The following is a 19,341-nucleotide window of genomic DNA, read 5'->3' as shown; positions in this document are numbered from 1 at the left end:
CTATGGGTAAATGCAAGACCCTAGAACTAAAGAGATAGCGATTCCTTGAATTTTCATAATTAATTTTTACCTTAATGAGAATATTACTTTTCTATTTTTTGCAAAAATTCGGTTCTAGCTGTAATATTCAATTATATACCTTCTTGCTAACTTTTCAAGGTTGCAGAATGTTTTGAAGGAAGAGGTATAAATAAGTTTTTATTCGGTAATGCAGATGAGCATATTTTTATCTGGAGGTTAGCGTGATCAAGAACATTGAAGTTCAAAATTTTAGATGTTTCGAGCATTTAAAAGTGTCCAGTTTTGAGAAAATTAATTTAATTAGTGGAAAAAATAATGTTGGTAAAACTGCATTATTGGAGGCATTATTTCTAAATACTGTCCCCAGACCAGATACTATTTTTTTGTTGCGGCAAATAAGAAGGGAATCGTCAAAGTTTAGAAAAGCTTTACCTGAAAACACATGGACTTACTTCTTTTTTGAGGAAGACAAGAATAGTGCGCTAAAGATTGACGCTACTCTTGAAAATGCTTCTTCCAAAAAAATTGAAGTATTTGTTGATGAATCTGTGCAGAATTTAGAAGATACCTATGAACAGGATAATGGTGATGATGATAATGAAAAACTCATGAGTCTTTTTTCAGGAAGCGAATCTGTAAAATCTGTAATGCACCTAAAAACAAAAATTAATGATGGAGAGACTTTTGAAACATTAATCATTTCTAGTGCTAAGGGTATCATAGCTAGAGATATCAAAGTTCCTGACATAAAAAACGCTTTCTTCATCCCCTCATTTTTAAGAGTTGCTAGTAGAGAATTGGCAGAAGAGTTTGACAAAGCTCGTTTAAAAGAGAAAGACAATGAGCTTCTAAGAGCCTTTCAAGTTATTGATTCTTCCATTATTGGTGTAGAAAGCTTGAGTATCGGTGAAGGGAATCTTTGGGTTAAAAGAGAAGGAAAAAAAAGGTTGCCTTTGTCCTTGTTTGGTGATGGCATTAATCGTATTGCTGATATTATTTTAAGAATTGTCAATAACGAAAACAGTATTTTGCTAATTGATGAAATAGAAAATGGTATTCACCACTCTAACCACGCTGCTTTTTGGGGTATTATTTATAAATTAGCTAAGGAGTTAAATGTCCAAATATTTGCGACAACCCACAGCTTAGAAATGATTGAAGCTTTCATAAAAGCTGGTGCGGATCATGAAAATATGGCTGCTCATTTTGAGCTAACAAAACATCTAAAAACAGGAAAAATAATCGCCATTAAGCGAGATTTAGATACTTTAGAATATGCGATAAGTCATGATAAGGAGGTGAGAGGTGAGTAGTAATATTTTAATTGTAGAAAGTAAAAATGATAAATATTTTCTACAAGCAATTATTCGTTACCTTAATTTCAATATAGAAGTTGCACCTCCGATTATTATTTCAGAGGATGATTATAGGGCGATGAATGGATTAAATCCAACAAAGCTAAAGGATGCTCTCAAGGATTTAAAAGCGGATATACAAAAGGGCGAGATTGAAAGGGTAGGAATTGTTATTGATATTGATGATCAGCTAGAAATAGAGAGAATTAATTTTGTTAATCAATGTATTCAAGAAGTTTTTTCCGAATCACAATTACTCGAAAAAGTTAAGGAATTCATAAATATAAATTTTGATGGTTGCAATATCGAACTAGCTTGTTACTTTACGAATTTTAATGGACAAGGAGAACTGGAAACAGTCTTAAAAATGATTAAGAGCCAAAATTCTGATTATGCTGATTGTTTAGAGACTTGGAAAGATTGCTTGAACAATCATAATAAATCTATAACTGTTAAGGAATTTAATAAATTTTGGGTTTCTCTATATCTACGATTTGACACTTGCTCGAAAAAAGAAAAAAAGCAAGCCGAGCGTAAATGTAGTTTTGAGTCTGCGATGATTGAAAAAGCTTGGATTTGGGACTTTGAACATCCTACATTGAATGATTTGAAGAAGTTTTTGCAAATGTTTTGTTAATTTATTTGCAAAATAAGTAGTAAAAACTGGCTCACAAATCCCTATTTCAAATATCCAAACCTACCACAGTTAATTCTGAGGGATGTTCCACAGTAAACTGATAATATATTTCCTGTTGTTCCTGGGGTAGAATAGTTAACAACCAAGATAAAATCCCTGTTTTATTCTGTAGGATTTCTGGATTACTCTCAAGAAGATGCACTTGAATATGTTCACTACGACTAACTGGCAATTGTTCAGTTAATTGTAAATTTGCTGATTGATTCAACAAGTTAGTAATTATTAACCGATAAGCATAAGTAACTCGACGTTGGTTATTAATTAATTTTTTATCTACCTCAAGTTCTACTAAATCCCGTTCAATTTTCAAACCTTCATCAATGCCTAAGTTAAGTTTAAATTCTTCTCCAGGTAAAATATTTTCTAATTGGGTTGTTCCTAGAAAAGCATGATTGCGGAAAATATTAGCTGTTCCTGGTAATAAAGTTACACTATCCAAGCTATTTTTGACATGAACTTGTAAATAAGCAAAACTGACTACGCTAGGTATAGCTACATATTCAAAGCGACAAGGATAATCTTGTTGATAAATCGTGATTTTATGAGGTGTACCATCACTAGGAATTTTACCTTCACCAGAAAACTTTAATGTCACAACACTTCCTTGATGAGGATGGGGAGTTAGCACCGTTTCACTAACAATTTCTTCTTCAGTTTCTGGCTTAATTAGCTTTGATGGACTCCTAAATACAGGCATCGGTAAGGCCATTGCTGGTGGATAAGGCATAGATCGCTGTGCTATCTCTGCTATGTGTGCCACTGGTACATCAAGATACCAGGGTTTTAATTGTGGTGGTAATGTATTATGACCTGGTTTAGCCGTAGATAATGTTAGTTCCACTCCTAACCAATCTTCCCCTGTGCTTTGGGTAATTTCTGCCAGATAGGTTAAATTGAGTCCATCATTGGCACTATTAACCCGTAGATCATAAAGGGGCTGCCAATTGGCATTAGGAGTCATATAAGCTATTTCTAGCTCGAATTCTCCTGGTTGCGTAACTTCTACAGCCACAATTACATTGAGATGTTCTTTGGGTTGGGGTGTTTGGATTTTCTGTAAAGCAGTACGGAGAGTTTGTAGTTGCTTCTCTAATTCTGGAAGTTGCGCTTTGCATTCCCCAGCAGCGATCGCATATTCGCAATATTGACTACCCAGAAAGTTGAGAAAATCGAGTGTTTCACTCAAACTCAGATTTTTTCTCGCTAAACTTTGGGAAAATGGTTCTTCCGTGTTTTCCCGTAATCCAGCAATAAAATTAGACTGGAGAGATAAGGCATCTATTTGAGCTTGCAAATGCCTTTTTTGGGTTTCGATTTGTTGAATTTGTCTTGTTAACTGGGCGACTTTTTCCCCGATGGCTTCAGTGGTTTGAATGCGATCGCTACTCACTCCCAGTAACTTTACCTCTGCTGTACCAACACCACTCACCCTAATAGAATCAGCTTCTAGAGTTACTGGCAATGGGGTAACTACTAACTCCCGTTCTTCTCCTGACAAGGATACCACTGCTCGCCTTGTCACCAAAGCTTGATCAGTATAAATTGTCACAGCTACAATTTGGCTTTCTACAGTTTTCCGCCAAAAAGGTGTTTCTGGGTTTACCACTGCCAGTTTACTCCCATACTTAATGATTCTGTTGATTAATTTTCAATTGTTCCCTGTATTTACGTCAAGCTATTGGTAACTTTTAGATACATAATTAACTAAATTTCCCAATCTCAAATCAGATAACTACTGTTTGATCTAAAGATTGGTTTTAACTGAACTATGATCGAGAATTAAACCGCCTTGTTCCGTAATCTTTTTCGCTGCATCTAGAATATACTGATAGTAGGTATGAGCAATAATAGATAACTGCTTACCAGCAGGATAAACCAGATACCAAGTGCGTTTAATGGGAAAGTGTTGAACATCTAAAATGCTAAATTCCGCAGCGTCGGTTAACAAAGTATGATGGGATAATACGGAAATACCTAATCCTCCAGCGATCGCTTGTTTAATCGCTTCATTACTCCCCAACTCCAACTTCACCTTCACCTTTACCCCATGTTCTTCAAATAAGCCTTGCACAGCACTGCGAGTCCCCGAACCCGGTTCTCGCATAATAAACGGTTCATCAGCCAAACGTTCAATAGGAATATTTTTTTCCTTTGCTAAAGGATGATTAGCCGGCGCAAAAACTACCAAGGGGTTTTCTAGAAAAGGCTCGAAATTGACATCAAAGTTATCAGGGATTTGACTCATAATATACAAGTCATCCAAATTACCCATCATCCGATCTAAAATCAGTTCATGATTTGTGACTTGGAGAGAAATATCAATACCCGGATAAAGCTGACAAAAAGGACCCAACAATCTGGGAATAATATACTTAGCTGTCGTAATTACTGCCAGCCGTAATTGCCCTTGTTTTAATCCCTTTAAATCCGCAACAGTAATTTCAAACTGACTGATAGTCTCAAAAATTTGCCGACAAGTAGTAAATAATTCTCTACCTGCCTGTGTCAAATATAAACGCTTCCCGACCTGCTCAAATAGTGGCAACCCTACCGATTTCGTAAGCTGTTTAATTTGCATGGAAATGGTAGGTTGAGTCAAAAACAACTCTTCTGCCGCACGGGTAAAGCTACCATGCCGTGCCGCAGCCTCGAACACCTTCAACTGGTGCAACGTCGCTTGGTTCAAGGTGATTCTCCTCGGATAACAATTTGTAGATATAGTATAGTATCACTTAACACTAAGAAATTTTTTAGTGTTATACATACAAAGTTCTAAACCTTAGTATATATAAAAATGTATCTTCAGAGTTGACAGAAAAAACCTGTAGGGTGCATTAGCGACAGCGTAACGCACCATTTTAATTAATCTATAACGGTACGTTGATAACGCAACCTACAAAATCTGTTGAAGTTGAGAATTTATCTATTGTTTAATTTTACTGATTAAGTAATCTCATTTTCTGCAACAGTAGTATTTTCTGGAACTGATTAAATCATTATTATTTGTCCGTTGTGTTGATATTCTGTTGTTGGATAATCTCGCTAATTTCTTCCAAACTTAAATTTAAAACTTGTGCGATTTGTTCTCTAGTTAAACCCAATCCTATCAAACCAGGAACTGCATCTAATTTAGCTTTGCGTTCACCTTCTTCTATTCCTTCGTCTTTTGCTTCTTGATAAAATCGGGTTTGTTTTAACTCACTTAATCCAAACATGGCTTCTATTTCCTCCCTATTCATTCTTGGAAACTTGTAAATTAAAATTGTCTCGATGATTTGTAATACTTGTTGCTGTTGAAGTTGAGAATCTATCTCTTGTTTAGTTCTGGTGATTAATTCTCTAGCTTGGGTAATGGAGTTATCTTTGTTAGCGATGATTAGTTTTATTGTAGCAATACCAATGGGTAAAGATGTTGTTTCTGCTAATTCATCGAGATAAATAACTCTAACTCTTTGACTGGTAAAGAATTCTTGATAATGCTGAATATCTCTTGTATCTATGCTGCTGGTTGGATAGATAACTACAGCACTCCAGTGATTCTTGGGGTTGTTTTGGCGGATGTAAAGAAATATTTCGCTAAAAAGTCTATGGTAGAGATCCTTATCTGATTGAAATTGTACTTCTAAAAAGTAGATCGGGTTATCTGTATTTTGGTTAGGTAAGAAAACTCCATCTATTCTCAAGGCTGTTTGTTTGACTTCAACTGATGAAAATTGATAAAGTTCTGCTAGTTGGGGAGAGTTACCAATCAGTTCAAAAAATATGCCGGGTATTTCTTGAAATAATCGGTAAAATATGCTGTCTGTTTTCATTTTAAAAAGTTGTTCAAAGGAGTAAAAAGGATTATCGGTTAATAGGTGATGGCTTCCAATTATCAAGCACTTCTTGAATAAATATCAATTCATTGAGATATTGACTCACTTCTGATTTTTGGCTTTTAAGAGTAGAAACAATCTCATGAGATTCTGATTCTCTCTTTACCCTTTGTATAAGTAAGTTGTCAAAATTTATCTGAAATCTATTGATATAGTCATTGATTTGCTGTTCACCTTTCTGAAAATTCTCTTCTACTTGTTCGTCAATAATACCCTTGAGTAAACCTATGTTTCTCTTTACTTGCTCATCTATCTTGTCTTTAATTCCTTGAGCAGTCAAACGTAAATCTACTTCATAGTAAGATACTTCTGTTTTCATAACAACATCTTGTTCATAGACATGAGGACTTGCACAACAACGTTCCTCTTGCATAGTTATTTTCTTATTTCTTTCAAAAACTTTTTGTTGCTCTTGAATTTTAGTATCAATTCCCGAAAATTCAAACTTAGGAAACTGAATTGCATTAGTACCAATCTCTATTTGCAAAGTCTCACCAATATACTGAGATAATTCATCAGAAATAGCTTGTATTTCTTGTTGAATTTGCTTAACTAATTCCTCCTGAATCTTTGCCCCTTCTCTCACAAGTCTGTCTTGTGTATCCAGCCAAAAGTTATGAACTATAGGAGCGCAGTAATCATTAATAATTTTACCTATTTCTTGAGCATCTTTTTTGTCTTTTACCTTGATTTTATATGGATCTGAAGTTGAATCATCTTGAACCCGTGAGGTAACTTTATTCCAAATGAACGAGAAAAGATTTTGGTTTTCTTTACTAGATACAGAACCCGAATTTTTAGCTTGTTCTTCTGCTACTTTATCAATTTCTATATCTATACGATTTTTAGCCGTTTCAGCAAACTTATAAATTTCTTGCCTAAAAGTTTTGAATAATTTTTTCTTTTGTGATTCTACGGACTGTTTTACATTTCCCACCTTGTTTTTAGCTGAATCAGAACGTTGTTTATATTCCTCTATTTTTTGTTGTAGTTCCTCAAATTCTAACTCCCAACCGCGAATTTCTGTAGTAAGTGTATCAGCTACAGATTGAGCAGCTTTATTCAAAACAGCCAAGACATCGCTTAATAAATTCCATCCTGAAGTTTGAACAATATTTTTAATTACTGTCTCTTCAATTTTGGGAATACCACTATCTTCTAAAGCTTGAGATGCAATTTCTTCTGGTAAGGGAATAATTCTCCTACCTTTTTCATCTCTTTCTGCATATTTAACACTATAAAAATTTTCAAAATCCTTAATATGGCTATCAGTTGCCTTTCCTTCTTGAATGAGCTTAGATAATAAAGCCTGTCTAGCAATGACTGGGGAAATATTTGGTTCAGGAATACCAAAGCTAACCAAACTGATTCTTAAAGATTCTATCACATCTTCAATCTTTCTATCACTTTCTCCTTTCATATCTACTTTGTTAAGTACAAAGTACATTTTTCCTGTATTTTGTGCCAAAAAGTCCTGGCGGTTTTCAATTAAATCTTGCAGCAATTCTAAATTAATATTGTCTTTAAAAGATAAGTAATCCAGAATAAATAAGATAGCATCACAAGTGCGAAGTGCTTGTAGACTCGTCTGTTTTAAAGCTACTGTATTAAAACTCTCTGAGTTCCACTCATTTGGTCCAGGAGTATCAACTAAAGTAAATCCAGCTAGAGAAGGCAATTTACTAATAGCTTCAATAGGATGTTCTAATTCAAAACTTATAGTATGATCTGAATTTTTATTATCCCTTATTTGATATGTCCGTTCTGAAAACTTCCGCTTAATTTCTTGTGCATCACCAGTTGCTATAATTTCAGGAAATTCTTGATCTTCTCGATGTTCTAAAAGTTTGGGTGTTTGTTCTGCGTTAATTGGACGAATATCTGTACGAAAAACTGTACAAGCCTCTACATTAGTAGCTAAAACATCTGCACCAATCAAAGCATTGAGGAATGTACTTTTACCTGCATTCATGGCTGCAATTACAGCTACTTGATATTTTTGTTTAACTAAGGCTTGTAAAGCTTGTTTAATAATATTTTCAACATTTTCTAATCCTTGGGTATTATCTCCTTCTTTGAGTCGTCCTGCACGAAGTTCTTTTATGTAATTTAAGAGTTTGTCACCTGTTTTGTTAATTTGGTTATAGGTATCCTGAAATTCTTGAGAATAGGATTTCATTACTTTTTTCTCCTTTGGAATTGTGCTATTTTTTGGCTTTTCTGAAATTATTTTTCTAGTTAAATCTTCACTAGATAAATTGATTTTAACCGCTTTGGTGAAATTGCGTTCATAGTAATCACTAGGAACATTAACTAACTCTTCATTAATTCGGCAGAGAACATTATTTGTAAGATCCACTGCTGTTACAAATTGCTTTAAAACATCTATTGTCGGTTCTTTATCAATTTCCCACGTCAAAGAAATCAAACTCTGTTGCAATCTCACAGCTAAACGCAAACAATCTTTCTCTATTTCACTTAATGCAATCTGTCTAGTTAAATCGTGAATTTGTTTCTGACTTTCATCAGCAAGTTCATAGTATTGTTTTTCTAGATTCGTGTATTTATCAACTAATTCATTTGCAACTTTCCTGTGATGTTTAGCGGCTTGTCTATCATTTTCTCCAGCAGCATGAGAAGTAAAAGCACCTGCAACAGCACCAACAGCTAGACCTACAGCACCAAATATAAAAGGTAGTATGAAAATCATAGAATTCTTGATTTATTATTTAGTGGCTAGGAGGAAGGTAAGCAACTTGAGAATCAGGCAATAATTTACTATCTGCTGATGTAAGACCTAAAGATTGAGCAATAGCCACTGATTCACGTAACCGTTGCATAGCCCCTTCTATTCCTGGTGCAATTGGACGATTTGTAATTTCTTGATTAATTGCTTTTGCTTCTGCCAAAAATTCTAGATTTTTCTGATGTTCATAAATCAGTTCATTTTCAATTTCTTGTAATCTTCCTAATTCTTGCCGAGTTAAAGATTCATAATAGGTTTTTACAGCCTGTTTGTGATCATCTAAGATTCTGAAAAACTCAACAGCCATACCTCCAGCACCAACAACAGCTAATAAAGGTGCTACTGTGGTTAGTGCGATCGCTATTGGTGGACAAGCCGCAGCTAATGTTGCTGTTGTAAATGCTGTCACACCCCCAACTGCACCACCCATAACAGTATCTTTTAATGTTGCTGTAGCCGCTTCCTGTGCAGAAATTTCCCCTCGAACTACACGCAGCCCATGAGTTAGAAGTGAAAAAGGTACAGTTGTAACTGCACCCACAGCCGCCCCTATTGGTGCAGCTTGCAAACCTGCCTTCACAGCACCAGTTAAGTTATCAAAGTGGTATTTAGCATTTAATCTCATTTGCTCCCGACTAGTCATGGTTTTATCACCACGAGCCATATTATCCTTACCATTCTCCCATCTGATATTACTCGGATCATTAGAACCTCCTTTGCTGTGGGGTTTAATGTGACTAGCGTGCTTATCAGATAGGTAATCTTTGGCATTATTAGCCGCAGTTTGACTATCCATACCGGCACGTTGAGAAGGGGGAATCTTATCTAGCATTTCTTGGGCTTTTATTGTCGTTCGAGTAGGTTCGCCAGGACGAACACCGCCTTTACTTAATCTATCTACCGTGCTTTTAGATAGATCCTGTAAATTGACGTGGTGAATCTTGGTTGTTGCAGCAGCATTGACAGCAGAGTTACGTTGGGAATCGTCAGACATGGATGATTACCTTTTTTATATTTGATAGAAGCGGTTAATCAAATAAATTATACTCAATACTGCAATAATTGACTACTGCTAAGAATAAATATATACTTGGTGTAAATAAAAAGGTTGTGCTATGGAAATACACGATGCAATTTAGTCAATGCGAGATAATGTAGAAACACAGTCTTCCTCAATATGACATTTCTACAGAAAGAATGATAAAATGGTTTGTGAATAAAGTCTTTGTTTGTGCCTATTCTCAATGCAATTTACAGAGAATATAAATAATTATGCTATCAGTTGAAGAATTAATTCAGGAAGCCTTATCTTTACCCAGTTCTACCAGAGTGTTTTTAGTAGAAAAACTAATTGAAAGTCTAGAATCTGATATTGATGAAAATATCCAAAAGAGTTGGAATATAGAAGCTAAAAAACGCCAAGATGAAATACGTAATCATAACGTTGAGCCAATTTCTGGAGAAATAGCTTTAGCTCAAATCAAACAAAGTTTAGAAAAATGAAACTAGAAGTTTCTACAATTTTTATCCTATCCTGTAATTTTTATCCCTGCTCGAAATTCCCGCAGTGCTTGAGCATGATTTTCTATATTAATACAACGCATCAATAAATCTACATCTAAACTCGGTAAAAGTTGTGATTTACTAACAGCTTCATATCCCTCATTTACTAAACTATAAAATAATAATTCATCATTAATCCAAAACCAAACTTCAGGAATTTGTAACCGTTTGTATGCTTCCAGTTTGTCAATTCCTCCACTACTCACAACCACCTCAATCACTAAATCAGGACGTTTTCTATTTGCTCCCAATTCATAAGATTCATCACCTTCTTTTTTGACCCACGCAGGTGGGTTTCGTCTGTGTAGCCGTGTTTTCTAATCGCTGGGATTTCTATTCAAAAACAGGCGACCAAATTTCAGAAATTGCCACTTCCCAACCAGGTAATAAATCAGGAAGAGTTAAAATATCACCATCTTTGAAAATTACTGTTTCTCCATTACAGGAAACTTCTACAGTTCTCGTTTTTGGATTAATTAAAATCCCAACCTGTGAACCTAAATTAATAAAATCTTCAATCTTTCTTCTGAGTTTATCTATAGAATCAGTTTTAGATTTCACTTCAACTACTAAATCAGGAACTAATTCTGCATAATCTTCCGTTGATTTTTTGAGTCTATCAGCACAAACAAAAGACACATCAGGCGCACGTAAATCAGAATTTGGTAATCTAAACCCCGCACTAGAACCAACTACACGCCCTAGTTTACGAGGTCTTACCCAGTTACCCAAAATTCGTGCAAACTCAGTTCCTACTTCTTCCGATTCATAACCTGACGGACTCATAATAATGATACTCCCATCTACTAATTCCATGCGATAGTCAGGATATGCTATCTGTATTTCTTCTAGTTCTTTCACTGTCAAAGACATAAGTTTTCTCCTGAAATACTGCGGAAATATTTGACTGTATTTGATTATATTTTTGCCGTTTAAACTCAATTCTGATTTTGATTTTTTGCAATAAATTGTGTAGCTAATTCATCTTTATAGCAATTCCCATTCAAGTGAGGTACAAGCAGTAATAATTAAACGCAGATGGACGCAGATAAACGCAGATAATTTTGTACTTCATTAGACTGGAAAACGCTATATCGAAATTAAATTAACAACTTAATTTCTGTAGATTCTCCTAATGCTTCATTAACTAAAATCAACTTACCCTGTTCATAAGTTCCTAATTGTTGATTAGCATTTAAGAGTTCAATACCGTAGATTGTGCCATCTTGTGCAATATCTACATTCATTTGTTCACTGACTTGAATTGTTTGTACCTGTCCAGTTTTTTCTTGTAGATAGATATAAGCTATGTTGTATCTCGGATCGTAGGAAATTTTCATGGCTATTTTACCTTTAAAAATATTTAACGATAACAGTAATAACTAACCAATCTTCCCCTTCTGAGACAGCAATTACTTCTACTTTCTTCATAGCATAAAATTTGCCATTCCATTCAGCATTGAAAGAGAAATTACGCTTAAATCCAGTTCTATCAAATTGGGCTGTAAAATTTGCACCACCTTCAACTGTAGCAATAACTTCTTCTTCTGTAGCACCGCGTTCAATTAATCGTGCTTGTGCATGGGGATGCAATCTGACCTTCATAATATTGCTTCATTGGTTTTGTAGAATGACCAATATTATTCATCATTCCAAATTTCTTCCTTAACTCTCACAGGTAGTTTCGCCAAATCAGGCAACTCTACTGCCTCTACATCTGTTATTTTATCTCTAATATTTATAGGTATATTGATTGGTTGACGTTCTTCCATCCAGCAACTAGCTACAGGTAAAGTTTCCTCCAACTCATCTAAAGGCCGAGGAATCACCATTACTGCATTCAATTCACCAATGCGTTCAGCTTCAAACATTCCCGCTTCTACTGCTACAGCCACATTAGCAACCGAACCGCGAATAATCGCCGTACACAAACCAGCACCAATCTTTTCATAAGATGCTAATTGGACATCAGCAGCTTTAAGCATGGCATCACAAGCGCCAACCATGGCCGGAAATCCGCGAGTTTCTACCAATCCAATTGCTTGATTACTCAAACGACTATATCTACCGTCTTGCATAAATTTAGTCAGACGGTTAATAGGGAGAACTATATCTAAATTAGGATAAGGACGGGGAATTACCAAACTAGAAACCAACTGTCCAAATTGTTCAGCGGTTTGTACACCAGCTTCTACAGCCAAACGTACATCAGCAATTCCACCTCGGACAATTGCCGTACAGTGGCCACTACCTATTTTTTCATAGCCAACTAAGTGGACTCCAGCCGACTTTAACATCATGTCAGCCGTGCCAACTATAGCTGGGAAACTCAGGGTTGAGACTAAACCCAAAGCCGTATCTTTGAGGCTATCACGGTAACGTGGTGCATGAATATTACTCAAAGCACTTTGATTATATGTTTCCATCTACATTTTCCAGGATAAGGTGCGTGTACCATTTGCAATCAAACAGCAATGAAAAATAGCATTTAAATATGGACTTACAGTCAGTAGATTGCAGGTAAATGAATCACAAAATTTTCATTGCCAACCAAGTATTCAGCAGATTTTACTCCTGACTCTTGATTTCTGACTTCTGCTATAAGTTCACACTATGGCTTACGCCAAACTATGCTTCATACTTAATACTTAACACTTACCCTGAAGAATTGTCGGAATCTTGGTTACTCAAAGATTGTCGATGAGGAAACAATGTAGTCAAAAGCCTATTTATGCTACCTTGTCCATAAATTTGCGTGCCAAAAATACTGTGAGTTTCAATATCAGACTCACTAGGTTCTAAATCTTGAGTGCTAGTTTCTGTAGACTCTGGAAGTGTAGTTTCTTCAGAAGAAGGAGAATTACCAACCACGGCCTTTTCTTCAACAGGAGGAGACTGGCTTTTTGGTGTAGGTGAAGGTTGAGATATAGGCGTAGATTGGTCTTTTAAATCTTCAACTGCCCCACAGGAGACTTGAGTTGAGGAAATAACTTTTTCTTCTTCCTGTTGTTTCTCTTGTTCCTCTATTTGAGGAGGAGTAGATTCTGGTTGTTTGGCTGACGCTTCCACAATTTGCCGACTACTATCTCCCAAAATTGAACCAGAGGGAACGACTTGTCCTGGTGCTACGGAACAGTTAAAAACCGTTGTAGCTGAACCAATACAAGCATTAGCCCCAATTTTACCTTCACCAACCATCAAGAAACCGGCTCCCAGGTTTGCTCCTGTTTCTATTTCTAGAGTACCTTCACTTATTTGGAGAATTGACCCCATGCCAAGACATACCCCAGCACCAATCACAATTTTGCTGTTGGTAGATGCTTGGAGGATTATCCCCGGAGCTAGTACCGCACTGGGATGAATAATCACGTCGCCATGAATATGAGAATCAAATCTATCGCCCAGGCGTAGTAGCGACACAGACATGGAATTTATTACCTCGGAAGCCAGAAATTGTCAGTGGTTAGTGGTCAGTGGTCAGTGGTTTAGTGGTTTAGTGGTCAGAAAGAATTTTCTCCTCTGCGCCCTGCGCCCTGCTTCCCCTGCCTCTTACCTATGGACGTTGAATAATTGCTTCTAATACGCGGCGCTTGGCTTTGGGATCAGTACCAACTAAACGCACATATTCGCCTGGATATTCAGAGATATATCCTTCTAAGGCAGCGATCGCTTCTCTTTCAGATATAGCCTGAATTTGACCCGCAACTGCCCAAGTTCCTGTGCGGAAACGGCGTTGATCTACGTGTTCCACCGCAATTTTCATGCCACTGGACAATAGTTGGCGCAGTTGATCTACTATTTCCGTACTTAACCGGGTGCTACTAACTGTAGCCGTTGCCGTTGCAGAACTTGTACTAGTAAATGATTTTGTGCTACCAGAAGACGCGACTTGTCCGTTTGGTCTTTGGATAATTGCTTCCAATACACGGCGTTTAGCTTTAGCATCAATACCAATCAAACGCACATACTCGCCTTGATGGGATTCTATACACTCTTCCAAAGCAGACACAACTGCCTGAGCCGAATTAGATTCAATTGGTTGACAACTGTTCCAAGAACCAGTCCGGAAGCGACGTTCATCTACGTGTTCTGTACCAATTTTGTAACCACCAGCCAAAAGTTGACGGATTTGATCTACAGTTTCCGCACTCAGTTTGGCACTACCAACACCATTACCGTTGCCATTACCATTACCGTTGTAGCTACCAGCCGATGTAGTCGCAGGTGCTTTAAAGTTAGATGTACCAGCCACTACACCATCAGGGCGTTGAATGATTGTTTCCAATACTCTTCTTCTGCCGTTATCAATCCCAAATAACCGCACATATTCGCCGCTGTGATCTCTCAAACAAGATTCTACAGCAGAAACAGCTTCACCTAAAGACCGAGTTGCAATTGCTTGACAACTTTGCCAAGAACCTGTACGAAAACGTCTTTGGTCTACGTGTTCTGTACCAATTTTAAATCCTTGTTCTAGTAGATAACGTAATTGATCTACTGTTTCTGCACCCAAGTTATTGCTCGCCACTTCACTGCTCCTTTCTAACTCTTCAATTTCAATACTTGTATAAGATTTAGCCCCAGCAAGATTAAGTTCATCCCGAATGGGTGCAATACACTTGCTATCCGCAGCACAGTGATAACCAGCCCGCAAAGCCTGATTAATCCCTACTACATGGTGAGCAAATTCTTGATCCTGCACTTGGACATCTGGCAATCTATCTGCTTGCTGCTGGGTAGTAATTATTGATCCAGAAGCTACATATTTACCAGGGGGAATTTCTACATCCTGAATTAAGGCGTGCATCATCACAATGCAGCCTGCACCCACCTTGGCATTAAATACCGTAGACCGAAAGCCAATAAAACAACTATCACCAACGTAAGCAGGTCCATGAATCAGTGCCATGTGGGTAATGGAAGCACTTTTGCCAATCCATACCGAGTATTCTTTGCCATCGTCACCAATGACTCGGCCTTGCTCCAACCCATGAATAACCACACCATCTTGAATATTGGTATTTTCACCAACACAAAAAGGTGTACCTTCATCTGCTCTAATCGCAGTCCCCGGAGCAACAATTACATTTGCACCTATATTGACATCACCAATGAGGTTACAAGAAGAGTGTACAAATGCAGTTGCATGAATTTTTGGTTCTGCTAAACTCCTTGACCACGGGGTTGGGGGTGCCGCCGTGCTGCGGACTACCATTGCGAGATTCCTCCTGAAATAAGCTTTTTGTCAGTGGTCAGTGGTCAGTGGTCAGTTGTCAGTTGTCAGTAGTCAGTTGTCAGTTGTCAGTTGTGATGAGGAAATTCTTTCCCCTGCTCCCTGCTCCCTGCTCCCTGCCTCTTCTCTGTTACCTGTCACCTGTCACCTGTCACCTTTTCCCTGACTATCTATATTGGTCTTTTTTGCTGTAAATTACACGATCTTCAACGTGAATGGTATCTATGATTGCCACTACTGCTGCGTCTAAGGGTCGTTGTTCATTACCAAGTATTTGACGAGCAGCACTGCCACGACTGACAAGCACCCACTCATCCACTCCTGCCCCCACACTGTTATCGGCTGCTACCTCGTATATTGGCAGGAGGTTGCCATTTTCATCTATTAATTGCAACATTAGTAGCTTGACACCCCGCAGACTAGGATCTTTTTGGGTGCTAGTTACTGTGCCACGAACTCTGGCAATTTGCATTATTAATTATGGTCTTCTACCAAAAGGACGAATTGCGTTTACACCTTCCCGGAATTGTTCTACATCTTCGGTATAACGAATAGGGAGGACGTATTCCAAGTTTTCGTGAGGACGGGCAATGATGTGAGTGGATAGCACTTGTCCACCATTAACGCGCTTCACTGACTCTACGCCAGCACCTACTGAGGCTTGGACTTCGGAAACATCACCACGAACGATTACTGTTACCCGACCACTACCAATTTTCTCATAGCCTACCAAAGTAACACGAGCAGCTTTTACCATCGCATCAGCAGCTTCTACTACGGCTGGAAAGCCTAGAGTTTCTACCATTCCTACAGCAATTGACATTTGTTCTTGTCCTTAAATTAAATTTTTACTTTTGCCAGATTTAAACTCAAGCAGCCCCGTTAATGATTTTTGTTTAAACAGTTAAGTGTTTAAGTACGGAACTGTTCTACTGCTTCTGTATACCTAATTGGTAGAACGTATTCTAAGTTTTCGTGGGGACGAGCAATGATGTGAGTAGATACCACTTCACCACCGTTTACTCTTCTGGCGGCTTCAATGCCAGCAGCTACTGAAGCTTGCACTTCAGAAACATCTCCCCTCACAATCACTGTAACGCGAGCGCTACCAATTTTTTCATATCCTACTAAAGTCACACGGGCTGCTTTCACCATTGCGTCAGCAGCTTCTACTACTGCGGGAAAGCCCTTTGTTTCAATCATTCCAACTGCAATTGGCATCGCAGAACTCCTCAAAAATTAATCGAATCAGAACTATGGGTGGAAATTTTGGACGGGGATACTTATCTTGAGCTAAAAATACTGCCACATTTAAGCATAGGAAACCTTGGCATCCCTGGCAACATAAATTACTATAATAGTTTGTAATAAAACAGTTTAAAAAAACTTAACAAAAGTTCATACGGTCTTTTGAGGGATTAAAATTCACTGATCCCTAGAGTGACAACTTATGCTTTATAATTTCTTTATCACATTTAGAATCACTATAGTTCGTAGCCTAAGCTAATTCTTTGATAAGAAGGATCGGTAGGCACTATATATGGAATAGATGGACTATGGGTTATATCTTGCTTACAGTTTGCTATTTCCATAACTACTATGTGAAAATCTGCAAATTTTACTAATGTACTTAAAAAAGCAATTTTAAAAAAGCAGAAAAATAAAAAATGTTGTTCAACAATTCATAGAATATCTAAAATGTAAGATTATATTTAATTGCTCAACAATAAGCTAATCTGAGGTAAATGTGCCTAAGCATATTTCGCTAAAAAAGTTAAGAAAAAATAGATTTTCTCAAATAATTCTTTTTTTTAGCAAATGATTATTTAAAGGCTGTTTAAGAGAATCGAGACTGAGTTGTCAAGGGAAATATTAAATGAATGAGTTTCTATTTTTAACAAGTTGCTTCGTGCCTCTTTATAGTTTACTAGGCGCAATTTTAACTTTGCCGTGGGGCATAGGAATAATCCAACGGACGGGTCCAAGACCTGCTGTCTACTTTAACTTATTGACTACTATTTTAGGTTTTGTTCATAGTCTATTAGTGTTTAAAGATATCTGGAACCGAGAGCAAGAGAATTTAGTAATTACTTGGTTTCAAGCGGCCGATTTCCAATTATCTTTTGCTTTAGAAATTTCCGTAGTTAGTATTGGCGCTACAGTTTTAATTACTGGATTAAGTTTATTGGCACAAATTTATGCACTAGGCTACATGGAAAAAGATTGGTCGTTAGCCCGCTTTTTTGGTCTGGTGGGATTTTTTGAAGCAGCCCTCAGTGGTCTAGCGATTAGTGATTCCTTATTTCTCAGCTATGCGTTACTGGAAGTTCTTACCCTTTCTACTTATTTACTTGTAGGATTTTGGTATGCTCAACCGTTGGTAGTTACCGCAGCCAGAGATGCCTTTTTAACCAAGCGAGTAGGAGATTTATTGCTGTTAATGGCTGTAGTCACTCTTTCCACTTTAGCCGGCAGCTTAAATTTTTCTGATTTGTATGAATGGGCGCAAACTGCTGATTTAAACCCGGTTACATCAACTTTACTCTGTCTAGGTTTAATTGCCGGACCTGCGGGTAAATGCGCTCAGTTTCCTCTACACCTATGGTTAGATGAAGCTATGGAAGGTCCGAACCCAGCTTCAGTGATGCGAAACTCTCTGGTAGTAGGAGGTGGTGCTTATGTACTGTACAAAATTCAACCAATATTATATTTGTCCCCCATTGCCTTAAATACTTTGGTTGTAGTGGGGATAATGACAGCGATTGGGGCTACATTAGTATCCTTAGCCCAAATTGATATTAAGCGATCGCTCTCCCATTCTACCAGTGCTTATATGGGATTGGTGTTTTTAGCAGTAGGACTAGAACAAGGTGGAGTAGCATTAATGTTACTTCTGAGTCATGCTATTGCCAAAGCCTTATTATTCATGAGTTCTGGTTCAGTTATCTACACCACCCAAACTCAAGACTTGACAGAAATGGGGGGGTTGTGGTCAAGAATGCCAGCCACCACTACAGCTTTTATCGTCGGTTCAGCCGGTATGGTAACACTACTACCATTGGGCAGTTTCTGGGCAATGTTAGCATGGGCTGATGGCTTAGTCAAAGTTAGTCCGTGGGTAATTGTAGTTTTAATCTTAGTTAATGGCCTAACGGCTTTGAATTTAACTAGGGTATTCCGGTTAGTCTTCTGGGGACAACCCCAACCAAAAACCCGCCGCGCTCCAGAAGTTGCCTGGCCAATGGCATTACCAATGGTGACTTTAACTATATTGACACTATTGTTACCCCTGATGCTACAGCAATGGTATTTATTACCTAGCTGGGAAAGCCTAGATTGGTATATAGTTGCATCTTTATTAGCTTCCACCATTGCTGGTGTAACTATTGGCAGTACAATTTATCTTCACAAAGCTTGGTCAAGATCAAGGATTTTGATCTGGAGATTTTTACAAGACTTATTAGGTTATGATTTTTACATAGACCGCATTTATCGGTTAACGATTGTGAATGCTGTGGCGCTGTTATCGAGGATATCCGCGTGGAGCGATCGCTTTTTGGTAGATGGTCTAGTCAACTTAATCGGCTTTGCTGCGATTTTTAGCGGACAAAGTTTAAAATACAGTATTTCTGGTCAATCCCAAGGCTATATGCTCACAATCCTCGTCGTCATTAGCATCCTTGGTTTCTTCATTAGTTTGTCATTAGGTTTATTCGATAAATTGCCTTTTTAGGGAACTAGGTGACAGTTTACAGGTGACAGGTGACAGTTAAGAAAGAAGAGGGAAAAGCAAGATTAATATTTTCCCCTATCCCCTATTCCCTATCCCCTATCCCCTATTCCCTATCCCC

The 19,341-nt window shown here is 37.6% G+C and carries 18 protein-coding genes and 1 pseudogene; 4 read left to right on the top strand and 15 right to left on the bottom strand.

The window, feature by feature from the left end; all coding sequences use genetic code 11:
* Nucleotides 1–242: 242 nt before the first annotated feature.
* Together FJR38_RS06625 and FJR38_RS06620 are read left to right on the top strand one after the other, a co-directional pair.
* Nucleotides 243–1,334: an AAA family ATPase gene (locus FJR38_RS06625; RefSeq protein WP_168536059.1), complete on the top strand. Its 1,092-nt coding sequence runs from the start codon at nt 243–245 to the stop codon at nt 1,332–1,334.
* On the top strand, nt 1,327–2,013 hold the full coding sequence (locus FJR38_RS06620; protein WP_168536057.1) for a DUF3226 domain-containing protein: 687 nt from the start codon (nt 1,327–1,329) through the stop codon (nt 2,011–2,013). The genes FJR38_RS06625 and FJR38_RS06620 overlap by 8 nt, the downstream gene beginning before the upstream one ends.
* Nucleotides 2,014–2,059: 46 nt before the next feature.
* On the opposite strand, the gene FJR38_RS06615 is transcribed toward FJR38_RS06620, so the two are convergent.
* The 5 genes from FJR38_RS06615 to FJR38_RS06595 all read right to left on the bottom strand — a co-directional run bounded on the left by FJR38_RS06615 (nt 2,060) and on the right by FJR38_RS06595 (nt 9,688).
* The gene (locus FJR38_RS06615; RefSeq protein ID WP_168536055.1) at nt 2,060–3,679 is read right to left on the bottom strand and encodes a mucoidy inhibitor MuiA family protein; all 1,620 of its coding nucleotides are present in this window, start codon (nt 3,677–3,679) and stop codon (nt 2,060–2,062) included.
* Between the two features lie 138 nt (nt 3,680–3,817).
* Nucleotides 3,818–4,759, bottom strand: coding sequence for a LysR family transcriptional regulator (locus FJR38_RS06610; protein WP_168496689.1), 942 nt, complete (start codon nt 4,757–4,759; stop codon nt 3,818–3,820).
* A gap of 313 nt (nt 4,760–5,072) precedes the next feature.
* Nucleotides 5,073–5,885 (bottom strand): Rpn family recombination-promoting nuclease/putative transposase, encoded by an 813-nt coding sequence (locus FJR38_RS06605; RefSeq protein ID WP_168536053.1) that lies wholly within the window; start codon nt 5,883–5,885, stop codon nt 5,073–5,075.
* Nucleotides 5,886–5,916: 31 nt separating this feature from the next.
* Entirely contained in the window at nt 5,917–8,658 is a 2,742-nt protein-coding gene (locus tag FJR38_RS06600) for a dynamin family protein (RefSeq protein WP_168536051.1), read from the bottom strand.
* 19 nt (nt 8,659–8,677) lie between these two features.
* A complete protein-coding gene (locus FJR38_RS06595) occupies nt 8,678–9,688 on the bottom strand; it encodes an HNH endonuclease (protein WP_168536049.1) in 1,011 nt (336 codons plus the stop codon).
* Nucleotides 9,689–9,966: 278 nt separating this feature from the next.
* On the opposite strand from FJR38_RS06595, the gene FJR38_RS06590 reads away from it, so the two are divergent.
* Entirely contained in the window at nt 9,967–10,197 is a 231-nt protein-coding gene (locus FJR38_RS06590) for an addiction module protein (RefSeq protein WP_168536047.1), read from the top strand.
* Between the two features lie 26 nt (nt 10,198–10,223).
* Here FJR38_RS06590 and FJR38_RS06585 read toward each other — a convergent pair.
* The 10 genes and pseudogenes from FJR38_RS06585 to FJR38_RS06540 all read right to left on the bottom strand — a co-directional run.
* Nucleotides 10,224–10,532 (bottom strand): annotated as a pseudogene (locus FJR38_RS06585) (Uma2 family endonuclease); the annotation flags it as partial.
* Nucleotides 10,533–10,590: 58 nt separating this feature from the next.
* Nucleotides 10,591–11,130: a Uma2 family endonuclease gene (locus FJR38_RS06580; protein ID WP_168536045.1), complete on the bottom strand. Its 540-nt coding sequence runs from the start codon at nt 11,128–11,130 to the stop codon at nt 10,591–10,593.
* A gap of 227 nt (nt 11,131–11,357) precedes the next feature.
* The gene (locus FJR38_RS06575) at nt 11,358–11,597 is read right to left on the bottom strand and encodes a DUF2283 domain-containing protein (RefSeq protein WP_168536043.1); all 240 of its coding nucleotides are present in this window, start codon (nt 11,595–11,597) and stop codon (nt 11,358–11,360) included.
* 13 nt (nt 11,598–11,610) lie between these two features.
* A complete protein-coding gene (locus tag FJR38_RS06570; RefSeq protein WP_168496674.1) occupies nt 11,611–11,862 on the bottom strand; it encodes a DUF4258 domain-containing protein in 252 nt (83 codons plus the stop codon).
* A 35-nt stretch (nt 11,863–11,897) separates the two neighbouring features.
* The gene (locus FJR38_RS06565) at nt 11,898–12,683 is read right to left on the bottom strand and encodes a BMC domain-containing protein (RefSeq protein WP_168496672.1); all 786 of its coding nucleotides are present in this window, start codon (nt 12,681–12,683) and stop codon (nt 11,898–11,900) included.
* Nucleotides 12,684–12,912: 229 nt separating this feature from the next.
* The gene (locus FJR38_RS06560; RefSeq protein ID WP_168496670.1) at nt 12,913–13,683 is read right to left on the bottom strand and encodes a transferase; all 771 of its coding nucleotides are present in this window, start codon (nt 13,681–13,683) and stop codon (nt 12,913–12,915) included.
* A gap of 127 nt (nt 13,684–13,810) precedes the next feature.
* On the bottom strand, nt 13,811–15,472 hold the full coding sequence (locus FJR38_RS06555; protein WP_168496668.1) for a ribulose bisphosphate carboxylase small subunit: 1,662 nt from the start codon (nt 15,470–15,472) through the stop codon (nt 13,811–13,813).
* Between the two features lie 184 nt (nt 15,473–15,656).
* Nucleotides 15,657–15,962: a EutN/CcmL family microcompartment protein gene (locus FJR38_RS06550; protein WP_168496666.1), complete on the bottom strand. Its 306-nt coding sequence runs from the start codon at nt 15,960–15,962 to the stop codon at nt 15,657–15,659.
* 6 nt (nt 15,963–15,968) lie between these two features.
* Nucleotides 15,969–16,313: a carbon dioxide-concentrating mechanism protein CcmK gene (locus FJR38_RS06545; RefSeq protein ID WP_168496664.1), complete on the bottom strand. Its 345-nt coding sequence runs from the start codon at nt 16,311–16,313 to the stop codon at nt 15,969–15,971.
* A gap of 89 nt (nt 16,314–16,402) precedes the next feature.
* Nucleotides 16,403–16,711: a carbon dioxide-concentrating mechanism protein CcmK gene (locus tag FJR38_RS06540; RefSeq protein WP_010995042.1), complete on the bottom strand. Its 309-nt coding sequence runs from the start codon at nt 16,709–16,711 to the stop codon at nt 16,403–16,405.
* 655 nt (nt 16,712–17,366) lie between these two features.
* On the opposite strand from FJR38_RS06540, the gene FJR38_RS06535 reads away from it, so the two are divergent.
* Nucleotides 17,367–19,223, top strand: coding sequence for an NAD(P)H-quinone oxidoreductase subunit F (locus tag FJR38_RS06535; RefSeq protein WP_168496661.1), 1,857 nt, complete (start codon nt 17,367–17,369; stop codon nt 19,221–19,223).
* Nucleotides 19,224–19,341: the final 118 nt, after the last annotated feature.

Source organism: Anabaena sp. UHCC 0253, assembly GCF_009712085.1.
Lineage (GTDB): Bacteria > Cyanobacteriota > Cyanobacteriia > Cyanobacteriales > Nostocaceae > Dolichospermum.
The sequence above is the reverse complement of the archived record's forward strand: the minus strand, read 5'-3'. Positions and strand labels throughout refer to the sequence as shown.

What these genes read in the sequence shown, in the direction of transcription:
- FJR38_RS06605 (WP_168536053.1), bottom strand. Translation starts at nt 5,885, where the DNA reads ATGAAAACAGACAGCATATTTTACCGATTATTTCAAGAAATACCCGGC.
- FJR38_RS06600 (WP_168536051.1), bottom strand. Translation starts at nt 8,658, where the DNA reads ATGATTTTCATACTACCTTTTATATTTGGTGCTGTAGGTCTAGCTGTT.
- FJR38_RS06595 (WP_168536049.1), bottom strand. Translation starts at nt 9,688, where the DNA reads ATGTCTGACGATTCCCAACGTAACTCTGCTGTCAATGCTGCTGCAACA.
- FJR38_RS06590 (WP_168536047.1), top strand. Translation starts at nt 9,967, where the DNA reads ATGCTATCAGTTGAAGAATTAATTCAGGAAGCCTTATCTTTACCCAGT.
- FJR38_RS06580 (WP_168536045.1), bottom strand. Translation starts at nt 11,130, where the DNA reads ATGTCTTTGACAGTGAAAGAACTAGAAGAAATACAGATAGCATATCCT.
- FJR38_RS06575 (WP_168536043.1), bottom strand. Translation starts at nt 11,597, where the DNA reads ATGAAAATTTCCTACGATCCGAGATACAACATAGCTTATATCTATCTA.
- FJR38_RS06570 (WP_168496674.1), bottom strand. Translation starts at nt 11,862, where the DNA reads ATGAAGGTCAGATTGCATCCCCATGCACAAGCACGATTAATTGAACGC.
- FJR38_RS06565 (WP_168496672.1), bottom strand. Translation starts at nt 12,683, where the DNA reads ATGGAAACATATAATCAAAGTGCTTTGAGTAATATTCATGCACCACGT.
- FJR38_RS06560 (WP_168496670.1), bottom strand. Translation starts at nt 13,683, where the DNA reads ATGTCTGTGTCGCTACTACGCCTGGGCGATAGATTTGATTCTCATATT.
- FJR38_RS06555 (WP_168496668.1), bottom strand. Translation starts at nt 15,472, where the DNA reads ATGGTAGTCCGCAGCACGGCGGCACCCCCAACCCCGTGGTCAAGGAGT.
- FJR38_RS06550 (WP_168496666.1), bottom strand. Translation starts at nt 15,962, where the DNA reads ATGCAAATTGCCAGAGTTCGTGGCACAGTAACTAGCACCCAAAAAGAT.
- FJR38_RS06545 (WP_168496664.1), bottom strand. Translation starts at nt 16,313, where the DNA reads ATGTCAATTGCTGTAGGAATGGTAGAAACTCTAGGCTTTCCAGCCGTA.
- FJR38_RS06540 (WP_010995042.1), bottom strand. Translation starts at nt 16,711, where the DNA reads ATGCCAATTGCAGTTGGAATGATTGAAACAAAGGGCTTTCCCGCAGTA.
- FJR38_RS06535 (WP_168496661.1), top strand. Translation starts at nt 17,367, where the DNA reads ATGAATGAGTTTCTATTTTTAACAAGTTGCTTCGTGCCTCTTTATAGT.